Consider the following 19,308-nt stretch of genomic DNA (forward strand, 5'->3'; position numbering starts at 1 on the left):
GCCGCCGGGGATGGGATGCAGCATCGGCGTCTCGACTTCGAGGAAGTCGTGCTCGATCATGAACTGGCGGATGCTGGACACCGCGTTGCTGCGGGCGCGGAAACGGGTGCGCGCCGCCTCGTCGGTGATCAGGTCGACGTAACGCTGGCGGTACTTCTGCTCCTGGTCGGCCATGCCGTGGTGCTTGTCCGGCAGCGGGCGCAGCGCCTTGGTCAGCAGGCGCAGGCCCGTCACCTTGATCGACAGCTCGCCCGCCTTGGTGCGGAACAGCGTGCCCTCGGCGCCGAGGATGTCGCCCAGATCCCAGTGCTTGAAGGCGGCCAGCTTCTCGGCGCCGACGTTGTCGAGCGTGATGTAGAGCTGGATGCGGCCCTGGCCGGCGGGCGAGCCGTCCTGCAGCGTCGCGAAACACGCCTTGCCCATCACGCGCTTGAGCATCATCCGGCCGCCGATGCAGGCGGGGATCGGTGCGGCTTCGAGGGCCTCGTTGTCCAGGCCCTCGGCCACGCGGTGCAGGTCGGCGGCGTGGTCGCGGGGCTTGAAGTCGTTCGGGAAGGCGATGCCCTGGGTGCGGATCGCGGCGAGTTTTTCGCGGCGTTCGGCGATCTGCTGGTTGTCATCGACAGGGGGCGTGGGGGCGGGGGCGTGGCTCATCGGCGGGGCTCGACTTCAACTTGTTGAATTTGCTGCAATTTTAGGCTGCGCGCGGGGGCGCCTCTAAAATTGGTCCCATGACTGTTGCCCACCCGATCACCGACCGCAAGATCCGCTTCGCCCTGGTGGGCTGCGGACGCATCGCCAGGAACCACTTCGGCTCGCTGCAGCAGCACGCCGAGCGCGCCGAACTCGTCGCCGTCTGCGACACGGTTCCCGAGCGCGCGCAGGCCGCCGCCGCGCAAACCGGCGCCCGTGCGTTCACCTCGCTCGACACCTTGCTGGCCGACAGCAACGCCGACATCGTCGTGCTGACGACGCCGAGCGGCCTGCACTCGCAACAGGCCATCCGCATTGCCCGCGCCGGCCGCCATGTGCTCAGCGAGAAGCCGATGGCGACCAAGTGGGACGAAGGCATGGCGATGGTGCGCGAGTGCCGGGATGCAGGCGTGAAGCTGTTCGTCGTCAAGCAGAACCGGCTGAACGCGACGATGCAGCTCCTCAAGAAAGCCATCGACGACAAGCGTTTCGGCCGCATCCACATGGTCACGGTCAACGTCTTCTGGACCCGCCCGCAGAGCTATTACGACGAGGCGCCGTGGCGTGGCCGCTGGGACATGGACGGCGGCGCGTTCATGAACCAGGCGAGCCATTACGTGGACATGGTGGACTGGCTGGTCGGGCCGGTGGACAACGTGCATGCCTACACCGCGACGCAGGGCCGTGACATCGAGGCCGAGGATTCCGGCGTGATGAGCCTGCGGCTGCGCGCCGGCGGGCTGGCGAGCATCAACGTGACGATGCTGACCTACCCGAAGAACCTCGAAGGCTCGATCACCGTGCTCGGCGAGCGCGGCACGGTGCGCGTCGGCGGCGTGGCGATCAACGACATCCAGCACTGGGAATTCGACACCCCGACGCCCGAGGACGAACAGATCAAGGCCGCGAGCTACGCGACCACCTCGGTCTACGGCTTCGGGCACCCGCTCTACTATGCCAACGTCATCGACACGCTGCGCGGCGAGGCGCACGCGGAGGTCGATGGCTACAGCGGGCTGCGCTCGCTGGAGGTGCTGATCGCGGGGTACCGGAGTGCGCGGGATGGGGTGCGGGTGGGGTTGCCGCTGGTGTTTTGATCAGGCTCGCCGGTCGGGGTAAAGCATGCGCTCAACCTCCAGCATCGTGACCGGAAACTGGCGGAGCAATTCCAGCAAGCGCGGCTGTTCGACCAAATCGACTTGGTTGAGTGCGGCTTGTTCATGGGTTTGGGCATTGAAGAATTGGTTCGTCACGCCCACTTTGCGAAACACCGTGTCCGGATGGCGCCTGCGGTAAAAGGCTTCTCCACCGACCACCTCCTTCACGGTGTCCCACCCCAGTCGCCCCCCTCCCGACTGTTGGTCTTGGTCTGCAGCAGAACACCCTGCACCCCTCCGATTGCCACCACATCCACCCCGTTGTCCCCAGAAGCCGGTGTGCAGTAGCAGGTTCCGAACCCTTGTTTCTGCCACAGGATGGCAATCAAGCCTTCGAAATAGCGGCCATCCATGCGCAACACCCAATCGGCAGTAACCGGCTCATCCAGCCCTCTGGCCTGATCTGGTGGCACCTGATCGCCCAGATCACCGAAATCGCCGGGGCCGATGTCACCGGAACCGTTGAGCATGTCCTGCGCCAGCTCGCGCTTGTTGGTCAGCAGACGATCCAGCTTGACATCGAAAGTACAGAAATCGTCCGCCTGCACGACCGGGTAATACACGAACACGTCCTTCGTCTGGCCGATGCGGTAGGCCCGGTCTGTCGCTTGGTCTTCCTTGGCAGGATTCCAGGTCCGGGTGTAATGGACCACATGGTTGGCCGCCTGAATGTTGACGCCAAAGCCGACAGCGACCGGCGACAGGATGATGACGCCGAACCCCGGCTGCGACTGGAACGCCTTGATGCGCTTCTGCCGGCTGGCCTCGTGGCCGACCGCCGCGCTGGTGTCGCCATTGATGATGTCTGCACGCAGGCCGAATGCCTCGGCAATGTAGTGCTGCAGCAGGCGCTGGATGTTGCGGAACTCGCAGAACACGATGACCTTTTCCTGGCGCATCCGGATGCGGTCGAGTTGCCTGAGCAGCCAATCCAGCTTCGGCGCCTTGGCACGATACGCAGCGATCGGCTCGGGCTTGAACGCCGTCATGCCTGGGCGGCATGGGTCCGTGCAGATCAGCCGCAGGTAGTGCAGCAGGCTCAGGTGGTTCCGGAAAGGGGTCACCGCGCCAGGAACATGACGCGCCTTGAAGGCGTTAATCGCCTGTGCATACAGGTGGCGCTGGGCCATCGACAGCGGCAGTCGGGCGCAAGACGGATCGGTCATTTTGCGCGGCAGATCTTTGGCGACCTCCGCCTTGGTTCGGCGCAGGATCTGCGGCTGGATGCGAGCGCGTAGTTCGTCGACCCGCGATTTTTCATCATCCGTGCGAGCTTCGATCGGCTTGCGGTAACGCCGGCCAAATGCGTTCAACGTGCCCAGCAAACCAGGCTGGATGAAGTCGAACAGGCACCACAGATCGGCCAGCGTGTTTTCGACCGGCGTACCGGTACAGGCGATCCGGAAATCGGCATTCTGTTTCTTGGCGGCCCGCGTCACCATGGCAGCGGGATTCTTGATGCGCTGCGCCTCGTCGCACACCATCACCGACCACCGCTGGACCGCGAACGAAAACTCCAGGTCGCGCAAGGTCTCATAGGTGGTCAGCACGAGTCGCGCCGATCCGATCCAGTTCGGCCGCAGGAACCGCACCAGACCATCCTCGGTACGCAGACGCTCGTCGATGGCTTCGCGTGGCACACGCAGCGTTTTCAGCGCATCACCGTAGGCGGTCAGAACGGGCAACGTGCCGGGCGGGAAGAACTTGTCCAGTTCATCCCTCCAGTTTTCCAGCAGCGACACGGGTGCCACGACCAGCATCGGATCGCCGTGCGGCTGCCGCTCGTTCAAGCTCACCATGAACGACAACAGTTGCAGTGTCTTGCCCAGCCCCATGTCGTCGGCCAGCACTGCCCCGCGCACTTGGTGGGAGGAACGCAAGCGGTGCAGATGCTGCAGCCACGCCAGACCGGCGTACTGGTGCGCCAGCAACGCCGTGCCGTGGGTGAAGCGTGTGGGCAACTCCGGCGCCGCAGGTTGGGTTTGCAGCGTCTGGCGACGGGATTCGTCGTGGTCGAGGGTGTCAATGTTGGGCCGAATCACCAGAGTCTTGCCGTCAGCCACAGGTCTCACCACTGGGCCGGGCGGTTTCGGCGGGTGTCCGCTCTTGATGTCTTCCCCGACAGACTTGAATATCTCCAGGATATTTTTGGCCTCGGACACTGGCATCGGCACGGGCAGTCCAGGCAGCGTGATGGTGGTCGCCCCGCTGGCTTCAGCCGCCTCAATTCCCTGTGCTATCTGCTGGATCACCTCTTTGGTCGCAGCGATGGCAACCGGCTCGGTCTGCCCCGGCGGCGTGAAACTGATGATCGTCTGGACATTGTCAGGAAACCAACCCTCCGCCTCCTTTTTCTTGGCGATGTAGGGCGAGTAGTACGGCTTCTCGATTCCGATGCCTTCGACGCGGGGCGAATAGGCGCTCAGGTCATGCACTTGAGCGTACTGAATCAGCAGCCGAGGCCGTGTGCGTGCGGCCAAGGCGTCCTGGAGTTCCGCCAGATGGGCAGGCGCATCACCCTGGAGTTCGAGGTCGTAGCCGTTCCAGCCCAGCAGCAAGAAGCCTCGGGCAAGGGCGCGTTCGAGCTTGTCCACGAAGACCGCCAGCGTCTCATCGGACAGAGGGACCAATTCCGAGGAGGCCGCATGTGAGACGCCAGTGGATTCGATCGACAGACAGACGCTGACCGGGTAGCCGCTCGCATCTCGGTCGATGACGGGCAAAAACCGTTCGTAGCGCAGGCCCGCCGCCTCGCGGGCCTGCTCGAACTGCTGCTCGTTGATGACCGCATGGGCTTCTGCGCCCAGCGCAGCGAAGGGGTTGAGGATGAATGCCTGCGCTCGCACCCCGGCCACCCGCCGCGCCGGGAATCGTTTGATTTCCTGGAGTACCGTCTTGACTGCGGGGGTGATGAGCACCTGCACGATGCCTTCATGCGTCGGAAGGTCGTAGCGGTCCAGCACGGCAGGGTTGCGATCGAAGCGGTCCAACCAATCGGCGGGTGCTTGTGCAAAACCGGGCACGATCTCGATGACGTTTTCGTCCTTTAGAACAGTCGAGCGGCGCATCTGAAGGTCGAGCTTTTCGGGTGTGAGGACGACGGACCGGGACAGGAAATCATCCAGTCGGGCGTCAGCAGCCAAGGCGAGTTGGCGAATCCGTCCCCAGGCTTCACGGTGGACCTGATCGGTGTGCTGTGACGCGGGGCGCTGTGCGAATTCGATGACCGCTCGGACCAGTTGCCACTGTGCGGGGGACATTCTTTCCGCACGCTCGCCCAGCGACACGATGGGTCCGGTCATCTCGGCGATTCGGGTGCGCCCGGTTTCGTCCACCCAGCCAGCCAATGCAATCAAAAAACCGCTGTCGGACAGCGAATCCCGGCTGCACAAGGCTGGACGGAGCGCGGTGACGGGGGGAAGCGCGAGCGCCTGCGGCAAACCTTCATAGCCTGGCTGCTCCAGCGCCGCCATCAATTTGTCCCAAGACAGGTGGTATCCGATGCGGGAATCAATCAGACAACCGTCATCGCGGAGCTGGTCCAGATAACCACCCAACAACGGATCATCCAGCGCGGTACCTTGCGTTTCACGCGTGACAAGCAGGCCCGATGCAGACAACTGCCTATACCAAGCCGCCGGATTTTCTCGAACTGCTTTTGTCTTCCTGCTTGTCAATCCGAACATATTATTTCCACCAGCCCTTGCCATATTTATACTTAAAACCGTCTCGCATCAATATCCGACTGAATTCAAGGTCTGATGAGTCAGTCTTGATCCAAAGGTTTCCGTTTTTCTCCCGCAAATCCTCAATCACTAGGCCCTTGACTTTCGCCATCATCAAAACATCGGGAGTCGCGCGAGGTGATGCAGGCGAGACTGATTTCCTTATGGCATTTCTCACACCATCCTGGCATATATTCAAATCCCTTTGCAGCTCCACGGAAAATCTCTCTTCCCACGACTCCGTTGCACCATCATGATGCGGCAACTTGAACAAATATCTGCCATTTTTCAGAGAGTTTTCCGCATTCACACCCACGGTGACACGCCGATCCAAGGAAAAAGGCAGCCCAGACTTTCTATCATATACATAACAACTATTCCCAACGCCACCAAACTCAACCGCAACAAAATCCCCCATGTACATGATAAACGCATTATTATGCTGCACACCACCTTTCAACTCAGTCGTCAAACCCGCCATTCTTCTGAGTAGCTCCTGCATGTTCTTATTATCTACATCCAAAGCCCAAGATCCCAACGCAAAATGGATCCTGTCAATTGAGCCGACGTATTTGAGCCAAAAATTGACACGCCGCTGATTTGCAACACCATCGGCAGACAAGACTTCAAAGAATGCCTTGATCAAATCGCGCTTGAGCCAATCGGAAATCATGTCCTTGGCTTCGATCGCTACGCCACCCCAGCGTGCCTTGTTGGAAGGCAGCCAAGGATTACCCCAGAATTCCACCGCAGCTTCTCTCAGCTTCACATTGATTTCTGGATGAGGCAAAGAAGCGTAATGGTCCAGAATCATCGTCAGCCCCTTATCCCGCAAGACTTCATTGTCGCGAAGCAACTCAAGAAGTCTCGGCATGTATTTCAAGAACACATCGCGGTTTTCTCGAACACTCCATCGAATCTGGGCGATGACCAACTCATACCAAAACCATGACCCTTTGGTTATTCCGAGTTTTTCACAGAGTTCATTGATGGCCGATGAATCCCCTTCCAATACCACCTTGGCGTAAGGTGCGCAAGGATCATCACCGAAAATCTGCAAGTTCTCCGCGACTGCATGTACCCAGTCCGGAACTATCCGACCACAATTGAGAAGCGCATGATTTTCATGCAGATGATGGCGCAAGGCCCGCCAGTTGATACGGCCTGCATCAGATGTTTTATCGCTATAGGTATCGTAGCTAAAATAAGAATGCAGCAGACCTTGATAGCAACGGCGATATTCCAGAGGCCGATTCCGCAATCGCTTGAGGCCATCGAGCAAACAACCAAATCGGTCGGAATCATCCATCAGGCATTGTCCTGACGAAGGGACAGGCAACGTCAGTGCGAATGACACCAACCGAGCCTGCCGGACGCTATGCAATTGGGAATCAATCCAGAATGCCTTGACTGCTTTCAGCAACAGATCGTGAGACTCAGGCATTTTTTCTCCCCTCTTGAATTTCCTCTCCAAGGACTCGGCGAGTTTTTCCATGCCATCGCTGGTGGAAAAATCGATCGTCTTTCTGCCACTCGCCAAGGCGGCAGCAAGTCTATTCAGCGCAGTCATGTCAAGGCACAGTTTCCAAAATTACCAACGGCGTGCGGTGCCGGCGGGCGAGACTCGCCATGCTTGAGAAACTCCAGTCGCACCTCGACGCGACGACTTTCCTCATCAGTCTCCTTGGCCGCGTTGAATGAATACCCACCGACCAAGAACAGCGCACGAACTTCCTCTTTCTGCACATCTGTCAACAAATAGGGGCCGGCAGTGGAAAACATGGCACACAGAACTCTCTGGCTGCGCTGCAGACTCAGATTCAGGTTGGAGAGATATGAGCCTGTCTTGTCGGTATATCCCTCCACGACCACGCGCTTGAGCACCTGCAAACCGAGCGGTTCGTTCGCCAGCACCAGAACTTCCGGAATGAATTTTCGCAACACAATCTCCTGCTCTACCGACAGATTTGATTTCGCGAAGGAAAACCTTGCCTTCTCACCGAAGTTAATAACCTGTCGATTGATATCAACCTTGATGCCATCGTGTTTTTCCGCTGCTTGAGAAAGACCCTCCAAGAACCTCTTGATTTTTTCACCATGTTTTTTTTCTGGTTCATCGATCGCCTTGGTCACGGCCAATAACGCCACCGCCATCACGACCAGGAACAAGACCATCAATGCCGTCATGAGGTCAGCAAACGAGATCCAGAATGGTTTTTCAGCCTCATCACGGGCACCACGCTTGATGACAAATTTAGGGCCAAACATATATTAGATCCTGCTACCACCCGCCGAGGGCAAATCATTCAAAACCTGCTCAAGGTGATCGATTCCGCCACTCAGAAATTTGACGGATCGCTCCAGATCCTTATGGAATTTATTATTCACGCTATCAATTGACTTGTTCATAGTAAGGGTAAATACGTTTTCGGACTTCTTTAGCACATCACTGACCCCATCCAGGTATTCAGCCAGTTCCACCTGCGCATTTTTAATCTTGAAAACTGACCCTTCGATGCATTGAAGAACATCGGCGGTCATGCCGACTTCGCGACGAGCAGATTCCGCAATCGCGCAGACCTCGCGCTGCAATTGCGCCATTTCATTGCGCCGTGACTGGTGATCCTGCAGTTCCGCAGAAAGTGATTTGGCGCCATCCGACAGGCTTCGCGAGGCACTGTCCATGCTGCCGGCGATCGATGCTGCCTGAGTGATGACACCTGCAACACTCTTGCCTGCTTCTGCGAATTTATTAGCCGAAATATTGATCTGCTCAGCACCGGAATTCATGCCGCTGATGGCCTTGGTGCTGACATTCGACAGTTGATTGACACCGTGGGCCATTTTTTGAGTAGCGTCATTTGATGCATGGACGACCTTGTCCACCATCCGAGTCATTTCACTGACCAACTTCTCTGCCCGGTCCAGCATCGCCTTTTCCCGAGAACCCTGCTGCTCGAAAACATCCGTCTGGGCCTTGCGTAAACCATTGAGCAGCCCCGACGTTTCTTCTCCCAATGCAGCCAGTGTCCCGGTCAACTGCTGATGCGTCTGGCTTTGTGAACCGGCAATGAGTTTGCCAATCTGCTCGACAAAACCTGTCGCCTGGCTGTTCATGCTGCTCTGGCGAGTTTCCATGGCCTCCATCGACGCAGCAAGGCGGCTGGACATTTCTTGCGTCGAACGCTGTCCCACTGCTTCAAGGTTCGAGACCAGCGATTGCAGCGAACCGGTCGTGGCCGTGCTGAATTGATTGACAACGACCCCGACCTGCTCAGCCAGACCATTCACCATGTCTTGCGCTCTCTGGGCCATCTGTTCTTCGCGAGTCTGATTGCCTTTGAGCACACGGGCTTGAGAATTTTCCAGTGTGGCCACCACTTCGCCCAGTGAACTGGCTGTGGTTGTGCTGACCTCCCGCATCGCCACCTCGACCCGCTCCGCCATTCCGTTAACCAGCGCATGGGTACGCTCATTCATTGCCTCCTCGCGCGCACGGTTATTTTCGAGCACGCGGTCCTGAATATGGGTCAGTCCTTCACCCATGGTTTGAATGGCATGCGTCGTGTGGGTGGCCATGTCATTGGCCGAGCGCAAACTAGACTCTTCCAATCGAGTCACCAGCGTATTGAGCGAATCAGCGGCCCCCTGCATACCCTGGGCGGTCTGGCGGTTCAGTTCGTTGATACCGCTGATCTGCTCGCCGAACAGGCTATTCAAACGCTCGCTGAATCCCGCCATGACATCACCGAGCATCTGGGTGGCGGACGCACTTTGATCACGCGTGGAATTCTGAACGGCTTGCGCAATGTTCTGCAACGGCCCTTCCAAGCTTTGCCGAATACTTCCCGCAATCGCAGAACTCATGACGCCAGCATTTTCCTGAGCCGCCTTTTTCTGCTGCTCGGCACTTTCCTTGATCTGGTTGATCAGTTCCTGATTGAACTTGTTTGAAGCATTGAGCTGGGTAGCTGTCAAATTCTTCAGAAGATCCCCCAGATCCTTGACCAAGGCATCTTTCAGGATCTTTGACTGGCTGGCGGAATCTTCGGAGGCACGCACCAAGCGGGACAGGTATTCCTCACCGGCACCACCTTCGAAAAATTTATCCACCGCACCGGCAATCCATTCCACTCTAGAATAAAGGCGGGAAAGCAAAAACTTTTCCAGAACGGTAATCACCATTGCCGCCAGAATTGCCCCAGCCGACACCCAGAAGGCGTGCTTGACGGAATTCATTAGCCCATCCAAGCTCTTCTTGACTTGCTCGGGATCGCTACCACCGATGTTGAATCCTTCCAAGCCGTGGATAAGCCCTGCAAATGTCCCAATGATCCCGATACCTGTCAATATCCCAGGCAAATGCTTGAAGAATTCAACATTCAATCGACCATCCACAATATTTTGAGGATTGAAAAAAACCTCGGCCGGTAAGGTGGCACGCCAAGGACCGGCTTGCATCATCCCGTTTTTTTCTTCGTGCTGCTGGTGCAATGATTCAGAATATTGCGCCCATTGTTCCCTCAACCTCTCGTCACTAGAGAACACCTTCTCCAAGTCATTCGGTGTAGGTCGAGCAGAGAATTCTTTGAGACTCGCCCCAATCTTGACCAGTTTTATCCAGCCAAAAACTGCCGGCCGGAAAAACCACCATAAAAAAGCCAGCGACAGCCCAAAAATGGCAAAAACAACCAAGCCACCGACAGGACCGTCGATACCATAGGATTCAAAAAATTTCTCTAGATTTGATACAAATGAATTCATGGTTTTAATTACAGTTTGTGTACGCACGACTGAGAAAAACATGACTATTGCTGACACCGCCCAGAAAGCCATGTGCATGCGGACTCGCTGAACCCGAAAAATCGTGAATTCCGTGAATTTTCAGGTCATTCGATCTACCTCAGGCAATCACCGGACTCGGTGTGCCGGGTGGACTTCGGGTTGTCACAGCAGCAGCCATGCACACTTCAGGCCGAATTTCTGATGCTCGACACGCGGTAAGATGTGGCGCAACCAGTCGGAAACCACCATGCAAGTCACCGTCAGCGACAAAGGTCAGATCACCCTGCCCCACAGCCTGCGACAACACCTGGGCATCAGTGCCGGCACACGCCTGGAGGTCGAGGCGCAGGACGACGGCACCTTGCGCGTTCGGGTGCTGGCGCGTGGCTCGCAAGGCTTGTTCGGTCTGCTGAGCCGCCCTGGCGAGCGCACGCGCAGCCTGGACGAGCTGGACCAGGCCATCACCGACACCGTGTGCGAACGGCAGGAAACGCCGTGATCGCGGTCGATACCAACGTGGTGGTGCGGTTGCTGATCGGTGACGACGCCCACCAGGCCCAGATCGCCCGGCAGTTGTTCGACGACCACGCCGATCAGGACGGCTCGCTGTGGCTGAGCGATGTCGTGGTCGTGGAAGTCGCCTGGACGCTGGCACGCGCCTATGACCGCAGCCGCGCCGACATCGCCACCGCGCTGAACGCCTTGCTGCGCCACGCCACCGTCGCACTGGAATCAACCGCTGACATCCGGGCGGCGCTGGTGCTGTACGAGCAGGGTCCGGCCGATTTCGCCGACTGCCTGCTGTCCGTCAAGGCGCAGCGGCACGGCTGTGATGCCGTGGTGACCTTCGACCGCAAGATGCGGCGTCTGGCCGGCGTCACGGTGCTGGGTACCGTCAACTGAGTTCGAGGAACTGCCATGAGCAAGACATCCCCCGCCTGGCACCACGCCTCCGCCATCGTCGATGAAGGCGCCCAGCTCGGCGCCGACACCAAGGTCTGGCACTTCAGCCACGTCTGCGCCGGCGCCCGCATCGGCGAGGGCTGCTCACTCGGCCAGAACGTCTTTGTCGCCAACGACGTGGTGATCGGCTCGGGCGTGAAGATCCAGAACAACGTGTCGGTGTACGACGCGGTGACGCTGGAGGATGACGTGTTCTGCGGGCCGAGCGCGGTGTTCACCAACGTCTACAACCCGCGGGCGGCGGTGTCGCGCAAGAGCGAGTACCTGCGCACCCTGGTGAAACGCGGCGCAACGCTGGGCGCGAACTGCACCCTCGTCTGTGGCACGACGGTCGGGCAATACGCCTTCGTCGGCGCGGGCAGTGTCATCAACCGCGACGTGCCGGATTACGCGCTGATGGTCGGCGTGCCGGCGCGGCGGATTGGCTGGATGAGCCGGAACGGCGAGCGGCTCGGGCTGGCGGTGCGCGGCGAGGGCGAGGCGACATGTCCGGCGACGGGGGAGCGGTATCGGCTCAGCGGCGATGTAGTCACCCGACTGGAATGAAAAACCCATGCACTTCATCGACCTCAAGGCCCAATACGCCACCCTCAAGACCGACATCGACGCCGCGATCCACCGCGTCCTCGACCATGGCCAGTACATCATGGGCCCCGAGGTCAAGCAGCTCGAAACCGCGCTGGCCGAGCGCGTCGGCGCCAAGCACTGCGTCACTGTCTCCAGCGGCACCGAGGCGCTGCTGATCGCGCTGATGGCCCTCGACCTGCAACCGGGCGACGAGGTGATCACCACGCCGTTCACCTTCGCCGCCACCGCCGAGGTCATCGCGCTGCTGGGCGCCAGACCGGTGTTCGTGGACATCGAGCCCGACACCTGCAACCTCGACCCGTCCCGGATCGAAGCCGCCATCACCCCGAGAACGCGGGCGATCATGCCGGTGAGCCTGTACGGGCAGGTCGCCGACATGGCCGAGATCAACGCGATCGCCGCCCGCCACCGGTTGCCGGTGATCGAGGACGCCGCGCAGAGCTTCGGCGCCACCTACCGCAGCGGCGGCCACCCAGGTCATAGCGGGCACCTGTCCACCATCGGCTGCACCAGCTTCTTCCCGAGCAAGCCGCTGGGCTGCTACGGCGACGGCGGCGCGCTGTTCACCGACGACGACACGCTGGCGCAGGCCGCCCGCGAGATCCGCGTCCACGGCCAGAGCGCCCGCTACACCCACACCCGCGTCGGGCTGGGCGGGCGCATGGACACGCTGCAGTGCGCGGTCGTGCTGGCCAAGCTGCCACGCTTCGACTGGGAGCTGCAACGCCGGCGTGAACTGGGTGCGCGCTACCACCAGTTGCTCGCGCCGCTGGTCGCGCAGCATCCGGGCTTCGGTCTGCTGACCGTGCGGCCGGACCGCGACAGCGTCTGGGGCCAGTACACGGTGTTCGTGCCGCAGCGCGCGAAGGTACAGGCCGCGCTGCAAGCCGCCGGCATCCCGACCGCCGTGCATTACCCGAAGCCGCTGCACCACCAGGCCGCCTACGCCGCGTTCTGCTGCCCCGATTGCTGCCCGAACAGCGTGGCAGCGGCCGACCGCGTGATGAGCCTGCCGATGAGCCCGGACCTGTCGGAAGCCGACCAGGACCGCGTGGTCGCGGCGCTGGCCGACGCGCTCGCCAGCGTGTGCGCGGACGCCTGAGTTGCTGCGCGCCACGCTGACGCTGCTGGCCGGCGGCGCGCTGGCGCAGGCGCTGCCGCTGCTGCTCGGGCCACTGCTGACGCGGCTGTACACGCCGGACGAGTTTGGCGCCTTCCACCTCTTCGCCGCGGTGGCGACCAACCTCGCGGTGGTCGCCTGCGGGCGCTACGAGTTCGCGCTGCCGCTGGCGCGGGGCGACGGCGAGGCGGAGACGCTGCGGCGGCTGTGTCTGCGCATCCTCGGGCTGGTGACGGGACTGGCCAGTCTGGGCGGGCTGGGCTGGGCGTGGTGGAGCGGGCTGGCGTGGGCGCTGTGGCTCGGGCCGGCGGTGGCGGTGGGCGGCGCGCTGTCGCTGGCGACGCTGTGGGCGACGCGGGCCGAGCGGTTTTCGGCGCTGGCGGCCGCGCGGGTGCTGCAGTACGGCGGTGCGGCGCTGGCACAGGCGGTGGCCGGGTGGCTGCACGGCGGGGTGGTCGGACTGGTGATCGCGCCCATCGCGGCGCAGACGCTGGCGACGCTGCTGCTGCGCCGCCCCACGCTGGCGCCCGCGACCGATGCACCACCGTTGCGCGACATCGCCCGCCGCTACAAGGAATTTCCGCTGCTCAACACGCCACACGCCTTCCTCGGTGCGCTGCAGGACACCGTCTCGCTGGCGCTGATCGCCGCGGCGCTCGGCCCGGCCGCCGCTGGCTTCTGGGGACTGGCGCTGCGCTACCTGAAGGCGCCGGCCACGCTGGTGGGCAGTGCGGTGTCGCAAGCCCTCTACCCGCAGCTCGCCGCCAGAGGCCCCGGGCCGACACGGGCCGCGCGGGCGGCGGTGCGGCGGATCATGGCCGTGCTGGGTGCCGCCGGGCTGGCGCTGGTGGCAGGGCTGTGGGTGCTGGGGCCGTGGGCATTCGAGCGGCTGTTCGGCGCCGAGTGGCGTCAAGCTGGGGAACTCTCGCGGACGCTGGCGCCCTACATCGGGGCACACTTCGTGGCGGCGCCGCTGGCCGTGGTGACGATGGCCTGGGGTGCACAGGCCTGGGCACTGCGGCTGGCGCTGTGGGGACAGGCGGCGTTTGTCGGCGCGCTGGCCCTGGGCTTGCATCTGGGCGGACTGGCCGGCGCGGGCTGGGGCGTCTCGGCGGCGATGGCCGTGTACTTCGGCTGGTATTTCTGGCGGCTGGCGACCTGGCCGGTGGTGGATTGAACAAGGATCGGACAGACGTGAAGGGTACGTGGGGATGCTGAAACTGCGTGCGGCGCTGAACCGCTGGCGACGCCGACTGGTGCGCGGGCTGCAGTTCCGCGTGCTGTTCGGCGAGCGCTCGCAGGGCCGCCTGCTGCCACACACCCGCATCTCGCCGTCCACCTGCATCGAGTGCGAAGACCGCCTCGTGCTCGCCGACCACGTCTACATCGGCCACTTCAACCTGCTCGACGCCAGCGGCGGCCTGACGATCGACGAAGGCGTGCAGATCACCAGCCACTGTGCCATCGTCACGCACAGTTCGCACCGCAGCCAGCGCCTGCTCGGCCAGGCGTTCGCAACCTGGGCCGGCCCCGGTGAGCGCCCCGGCTGGATCAGCGGCCCGGTCCACATCGGTGCCTGGAGCTTCATCGGCCCGCACAGCGTCATCGAGGCCGGCACGCACCTCGGGCGCGGCACCCTCGTCCGCGCCGGCGCCCGAGTGCGGGGGACATTTCCGGATTTCGCGGTTCTTGAGGGCGCACCGGCGCGGGTGGTCGGTGACAGCCGCGACGGGGATGCGACACTGCTTCGACAATATCCAGACTTCAGGGTGAACCACGACGCTTGGGCCGCTGCGCCCGAGTCCGACGACCGCGACCGCCGACGCCCATGACCCGACCGTATCGCCCCCTCGTCGATCTCCCGCCCGCCACCGATCCGCCCGCCTACGGCCGCTGGCGCCACGTCCTGATCGGCGACGGCGAAAGCCCGCACCTGCTGAAATGGGCCCGCGCGCTGGCACCGCAGGTCGATCTGTGGGTGGCGTCGAGCCGCGGTTTCCTGCCCGGCTTCGACGACCTCGTGCCGCCACGGGGCCGCCTCGCACTGGGTGAAACCATGGACCACTCGGGTGGCAACGTCGGGCTGCTCAGGCGTCTGCCGGAACTCGGCCGCTGGCTGCAGGAAGTGGATGCCGACTGGATCCACCCGCACTACCTGACCTCGCACGGCACGCTCGCCATGGGCGCCAAGAAGGGCTGGAAGCTGCGCGGCAAGCTCGTCGGCTCGGCCTGGGGCAGCGACATTCTGGTGACACCACAGCGCGGGCCGCACTTCCGCTGGGTGACGACCCAGATCCTCAAGGCCTGCACGCTGACCACCAGCGACTCCGAGCACATGGCCGCGCAGATGCGCAAGCTCGGCGCGGGCGAGATCCGTGTCTTCCCCTTCGGGCTGGAAAAGATGCCGCCCCGGCCACCCCACAAGGCACCCTGGACCTTCTTCGCCAACCGCGGGCTGGAGCCGATCTACCGGCCCGACCGGGTGATCACCGCGTTCGCGTCCATCGTGTCGGCCTACCCGGAGGCACGGTTGACGATCGCCAACGACGGCTCGCTGCGCCCCGCGCTCGAACAGCGCGTGGGCGAGCTGGGCCTGGCGAACCACATCGAGTTCGTGGGCCGGCTCGACGCCGAGGCGCAGGCACGCTGCTACGAACGCGCGCAGTGGTACTTGAGCCTGCCGTCGAGCGACTCGGTGGCGGTGTCGGTGCTGGAGGCGATGGCGCATGGCTGCATCCCGCTGCTGTCGGACCTGCCCGCCAACCACGAGCTGGTGCGCTCGGGCCTGAACGGGCTGATCCTGACCAACGCACCGATCGAGCTGATGAACCTGCCCCAGCAGCTCGCACCGCTGCTGCCGCAGGCGGTGCAGATCGGCCGTGACAACCACGAATGGGTGCGGCTGCATGGGCAGTTCGCGCCGGCGGTCGAGGGGCTGATGTCCCGGCTGGCCGAACTCATGTGACATGAACATCCTTTACCTGAACCACTACGCCGGCGCCCCCGCGCTGGGCATGGAGTACCGGCCCTACTACCTCGCCCGCGAGTGGATCCGACTGGGCCACCGGGTGCAGATGGTCGCCTGTGCCACCTCGCATGTGCGCGCCACCGCCCCGGTCCACCGCGACCACCCGATCAACGCCCCCACTCACCAGGACATCGACGGCATCGACTACCTCTGGTTCCCCGGCCCGGCCTACCAGGGCAACGGGCTGGGGCGGGTGAAGAACATCTGGGCCTTTCTCAGTCAAGTCTGGCGGGCTTCGCGCAGCATCGCCACACAGTTCCGCCCGGATGTCGTGATCGCGTCGAGCACCTACCCGCTGGACATCTGGGTGGCGCGGCGGCTGGCGCGCATGGCGCGGGCGAAGCTGGTGTTCGAGGTACACGACCTCTGGCCGCTGTCGCCGATCGAGCTGTCGGGCATGTCACCGTGGCACCCGTTCATCCTGCTGTGCCAGAAGGCCGAGGACGACGCCTACCGCGACGCGGACGTCGTCGTCTCGATGCTGCCCAAGGTCCACGCGCACATGGCCGGGCGCGGGCTGGATTTGAAGAAGCTGCACATCGTGCCGAACGGCATCACGCTCGACGAGTGGACCGGCGAACTGCCCGCGCTGCGCCCTGACGTGGCCGCGGCGGTGGCCCAAGCCCGCGCACGCGGCGACACCGTCGTCGGTTACGCCGGCTCGATGGGTTTGCCGAACGCGCTCGACACCCTGCTCGACGCGATGCAGCGGCTGAAGGCGCGGGGCGCGCAGATCGCCCTCGTCATGGTCGGCGGTGGCCACGAGCGCGATCGGCTCGCGGAGCGCGTGCGCACCGAGGGGCTGGCACAGGTGCAGATGCTGCCGCCCATCGCGAAGGCGCAGATCCCCGCCTTCCTCGCCGAGATCGACATCGCCTACATCGGCTGGCAGCGGGTGCCGATCTACCGCTTCGGCATCGCGCCGAACAAGCTGATGGACTACATGATGGCCGGCTGCGCGGTGCTGCACTCGGTCGAGGCGGGCAACGATCCGGTGGCCGAGGCGGGCTGCGGCCTGACGGTGGCGCCCGAGTCCGCCGACGCCGTGGCCGACGGTTTGAAGCGCATGGCCGCCCTGACGCCGACCGAACGCCACGCGATGGGCGAGCGCGGTCAGGCGTTCGTGCAGGCGCACCACACCTACCCGGTGCTGGCGCGGCGTTTCCTGGCCGCCTGCGGGAGCTGAACCCCATGGCGATGGCCGAACCCGACCGCGTCACCGAACGCTACGCCCGGCGTGGCACCGACCCGGCCCTCGCCGACCGCTACAGCCTGCTGCAGCCCGATGTCTGGCAGACCGTGCAGGAGCGCCAGCGCGCCATGCTGCGACTGCTGGCCCGCCGTGGCTGGCACGACCTGCGTGAGCGGCGCCTGCTCGAAGTCGGCTGCGGTGCGGGGGGCAATCTGCTGGAGTTCCTGCGCATGGGCTGGCAGCCGGAACACCTCGCCGGCATCGAGCTGCTGCCCGAGCGCCACGCCCATGCGCGCGCCGTGCTGCCCGAGCGGGTGGCGCTGCACCTCGGCGACGCCTGCACCGCACCGATCGCCGAGGCGAGCTGCGACCTCGTCTTCCAGGCCACGGTGTTTTCCTCGCTGCTGGACGATGCGTTCCAGCAGCGGCTGGCCGCGGCGATGTGGCGCTGGGTGAAACCGGGTGGTGCAGTGCTCTGGTACGACTTCACCGTGGACAACCCGCGCAACCGGGACGTGCGCGGCGTGCCGCTGCGGCGGGTGCGGGCGCTGTTTCCCGAAGGGCGGATCGAGGCACGGCGCGTGACGCTGGCGCCGCCGCTGGCGCGGGCGGCGTGCCGGGTGTGGCCGGGGTGGTATCCGGTGCTGAATGCGGTGCCGGTGCTGCGCACGCATGTGCTGGCGTGGGTCGGAAAGGACACCCGCTAGACTGCCCGGCTGACCTCCAACTCACAGGAATCGCCATGGGCGCGCAGTGGAAAGCAAAGCACAAGGACCTGGCCTCCAACGCCAAGGGCCGTCTCTTCGGCAAGCTCGCCAAGGACATCATGATCGCCGCCCGCCACGGCGCGGACCCGGCTGCCAATTCGCGCCTGCGGCTCGTCATCGAGCAGGCGCGCAAGGTCTCGATGCCCAAGGAGACGCTGGACCGGGCGATCAAGAAGGGTGCGGGTCTGACGGGTGAATCGGTGCATTTCGAGCACGTCGTCTACGAAGGTTTCGCGCCGCACCGCGTGCCGGTGATGGTCGAGTGCCTGACCGACAACGTGAACCGCGCCGCCTCCGACATGCGCGTGCTGTTCCGCAAAGGCCAGCTCGGCAGCTCCGGCTCGGTCGCCTGGGACTTCGACCACCTCGGCATGATCGAGGCCGAACCGACCGACGCCAAGGCCGGCACCGACCCGGAAATGGCCGCCATCGAAGCCGGTGCGCAGGACTTGGACGCTGGCGACGAGGACGGCACGACGCTGTTCTACACCGAGCCGACCGAGCTGGATCTGGTCAGCCGCGCCCTGCCCGCCCACGGCTTCACGGTGCTGTCCACCAAGCTCGGCTACAAGCCGAAGAACCCGGTGGCGCCGGACAGCCTGAGCGCGGAGCAGCTGGAAGAGGTCGAGGCGTTCCTGGCGGCGCTGGATGCCAACGAGGATGTGCAGAACGTGTTCGCGGGCTTGGGCGGCTGAGCAGCCGCCCAAGCCCCCTCTGATGTGATGGTGCTCGCATGCTGTCGGTTCGACTCCCAGAAGACTTGGAAGCCCAGCTCAGCGCCTATTGCGCGGCCCGGCATCTGCGCAAATCCCAAGTGGTGCAGACCGCCCTGCGTCTTCTCCTGAGCGAAGAAGTCGCCCCGGCGGAGGCGGACCCCTTCCTCGCCATGGTCGGCAGCGGCAACGGCCGCTACACCACCGAAGACATCATGCGCATGTCCCGTGGTGAAGACTGGAACCAGCCATGATCCTCGTGGACACGAATGTCTGGATCGACCTGATCGAGCGCGATCCGGTGTGGCTGGACTGGTCGCTGGCGCAGGTGATGCAGGTCCGCGCCGAACAGCAGGCCGTGGCCATCAATCCCGTCATCTGTCGCGTCAAGGGTTGGTTGACGGTGCGGGGTTGACACGTCTGCTGACCCCGAAGGGGCCCCCCCCCCCCACCCCCCCCCGGGGGGGGGGGGAAACCACCACCGCGGCGGGGTGGTTTGGCCACCCCCCCCCGGGGGGGGGGGGGGGGGGGGGGGGGGGGGCCCCCCCCCCCCAACAAAACAAATAGCACAACAAAA

19 protein-coding genes are annotated in these 19,308 nt (G+C 63.2%); 13 read left to right on the plus strand and 6 right to left on the minus strand.

Annotation, left to right across the window (positions count from 1 at the left end; all coding sequences use genetic code 11):
* Positions 1-654 (minus strand): OB-fold nucleic acid binding domain-containing protein (locus tag RMP06_RS08420; RefSeq protein ID WP_310461325.1); only part of this gene is annotated, 654 nt, incomplete at its 3' end.
* A gap of 77 nt (positions 655-731) precedes the next feature.
* Between RMP06_RS08420 and RMP06_RS08425 the strand changes: the two genes are divergently transcribed.
* On the plus strand, positions 732-1,790 hold the full coding sequence (locus RMP06_RS08425) for a Gfo/Idh/MocA family protein (RefSeq protein ID WP_310461326.1): 1,059 nt from the start codon (positions 732-734) through the stop codon (positions 1,788-1,790).
* Here RMP06_RS08425 and RMP06_RS08430 read toward each other — a convergent pair whose 3' ends face one another.
* Genes RMP06_RS08430 through zorA form a run of 5 tightly spaced genes read right to left on the minus strand, consistent with a single transcriptional unit; the run spans position 1,791 to position 10,417 of the window.
* A complete protein-coding gene (locus tag RMP06_RS08430; RefSeq protein ID WP_310461327.1) occupies positions 1,791-2,018 on the minus strand; it encodes a hypothetical protein in 228 nt (75 codons plus the stop codon).
* The gene (locus RMP06_RS08435; RefSeq protein WP_310461328.1) at positions 2,015-5,536 is read right to left on the minus strand and encodes an SNF2-related protein; all 3,522 of its coding nucleotides are present in this window, start codon (positions 5,534-5,536) and stop codon (positions 2,015-2,017) included. Before RMP06_RS08435 ends, RMP06_RS08430 begins: the two co-directional genes overlap by 4 nt.
* 1 nt (position 5,537) lies before the next feature.
* On the minus strand, positions 5,538-7,145 hold the full coding sequence (locus RMP06_RS08440) for an EH signature domain-containing protein (protein WP_310461329.1): 1,608 nt from the start codon (positions 7,143-7,145) through the stop codon (positions 5,538-5,540).
* Positions 7,142-7,843 carry an OmpA/MotB family protein gene (locus RMP06_RS08445; protein ID WP_310461330.1) on the minus strand — a complete coding sequence of 234 codons (702 nt, stop codon included), beginning with the start codon at positions 7,841-7,843 and terminating at the stop codon, positions 7,142-7,144. The genes RMP06_RS08440 and RMP06_RS08445 overlap by 4 nt, the downstream gene beginning before the upstream one ends.
* A gap of 3 nt (positions 7,844-7,846) precedes the next feature.
* Positions 7,847-10,417 (minus strand): anti-phage ZorAB system protein ZorA, encoded by a 2,571-nt coding sequence (gene zorA, locus RMP06_RS08450; RefSeq protein ID WP_310461331.1) that lies wholly within the window; start codon positions 10,415-10,417, stop codon positions 7,847-7,849.
* Positions 10,418-10,607: 190 nt separating this feature from the next.
* Here zorA and RMP06_RS08455 point away from each other — a divergent pair, with 190 nt between their 5' ends.
* From RMP06_RS08455 to RMP06_RS08510, 12 genes are all read left to right on the plus strand, one after another.
* On the plus strand, positions 10,608-10,859 hold the full coding sequence (locus RMP06_RS08455; protein ID WP_310461332.1) for an AbrB/MazE/SpoVT family DNA-binding domain-containing protein: 252 nt from the start codon (positions 10,608-10,610) through the stop codon (positions 10,857-10,859).
* Positions 10,856-11,263, plus strand: coding sequence for a PIN domain-containing protein (locus RMP06_RS08460; RefSeq protein WP_310461333.1), 408 nt, complete (start codon positions 10,856-10,858; stop codon positions 11,261-11,263). Before RMP06_RS08455 ends, RMP06_RS08460 begins: the two co-directional genes overlap by 4 nt.
* 15 nt (positions 11,264-11,278) lie before the next feature.
* Positions 11,279-11,869: an acyltransferase gene (locus tag RMP06_RS08465; protein WP_310461334.1), complete on the plus strand. Its 591-nt coding sequence runs from the start codon at positions 11,279-11,281 to the stop codon at positions 11,867-11,869.
* A 7-nt stretch (positions 11,870-11,876) separates the two neighbouring features.
* Positions 11,877-13,013 (plus strand): DegT/DnrJ/EryC1/StrS family aminotransferase, encoded by a 1,137-nt coding sequence (locus tag RMP06_RS08470; RefSeq protein WP_310461335.1) that lies wholly within the window; start codon positions 11,877-11,879, stop codon positions 13,011-13,013.
* A gap of 1 nt (position 13,014) precedes the next feature.
* Positions 13,015-14,208, plus strand: coding sequence for a lipopolysaccharide biosynthesis protein (locus RMP06_RS08475; protein WP_310461336.1), 1,194 nt, complete (start codon positions 13,015-13,017; stop codon positions 14,206-14,208).
* A gap of 43 nt (positions 14,209-14,251) precedes the next feature.
* A complete protein-coding gene (locus tag RMP06_RS08480; protein ID WP_409050125.1) occupies positions 14,252-14,863 on the plus strand; it encodes an acyltransferase in 612 nt (203 codons plus the stop codon).
* A complete protein-coding gene (locus RMP06_RS08485) occupies positions 14,860-15,996 on the plus strand; it encodes a glycosyltransferase (protein WP_310461338.1) in 1,137 nt (378 codons plus the stop codon). The genes RMP06_RS08480 and RMP06_RS08485 overlap by 4 nt, the downstream gene beginning before the upstream one ends.
* A 1-nt stretch (position 15,997) precedes the next feature.
* A complete protein-coding gene (locus RMP06_RS08490) occupies positions 15,998-17,245 on the plus strand; it encodes a glycosyltransferase family 4 protein (protein WP_310461339.1) in 1,248 nt (415 codons plus the stop codon).
* Between the two features lie 5 nt (positions 17,246-17,250).
* Complete coding sequence (locus RMP06_RS08495) at positions 17,251-17,958, plus strand: class I SAM-dependent methyltransferase (protein ID WP_310461340.1); 708 nt, start codon at positions 17,251-17,253, stop codon at positions 17,956-17,958.
* Positions 17,959-17,993: 35 nt separating this feature from the next.
* Positions 17,994-18,713: a YebC/PmpR family DNA-binding transcriptional regulator gene (locus RMP06_RS08500; protein WP_310461341.1), complete on the plus strand. Its 720-nt coding sequence runs from the start codon at positions 17,994-17,996 to the stop codon at positions 18,711-18,713.
* 65 nt (positions 18,714-18,778) lie between these two features.
* Positions 18,779-18,985 carry a hypothetical protein gene (locus RMP06_RS08505; protein WP_310461342.1) on the plus strand — a complete coding sequence of 69 codons (207 nt, stop codon included), beginning with the start codon at positions 18,779-18,781 and terminating at the stop codon, positions 18,983-18,985.
* Positions 18,982-19,146, plus strand: a complete 165-nt coding sequence (locus RMP06_RS08510) for a hypothetical protein (protein ID WP_310461343.1) — start codon at positions 18,982-18,984, stop codon at positions 19,144-19,146. The genes RMP06_RS08505 and RMP06_RS08510 overlap by 4 nt, the downstream gene beginning before the upstream one ends.
* The last annotated feature ends 162 nt before the right edge of the window (positions 19,147-19,308 follow it).

This window comes from Sphaerotilus sp. (assembly GCF_031429695.1).
GTDB lineage: Bacteria > Pseudomonadota > Gammaproteobacteria > Burkholderiales > Burkholderiaceae_C > Sphaerotilus.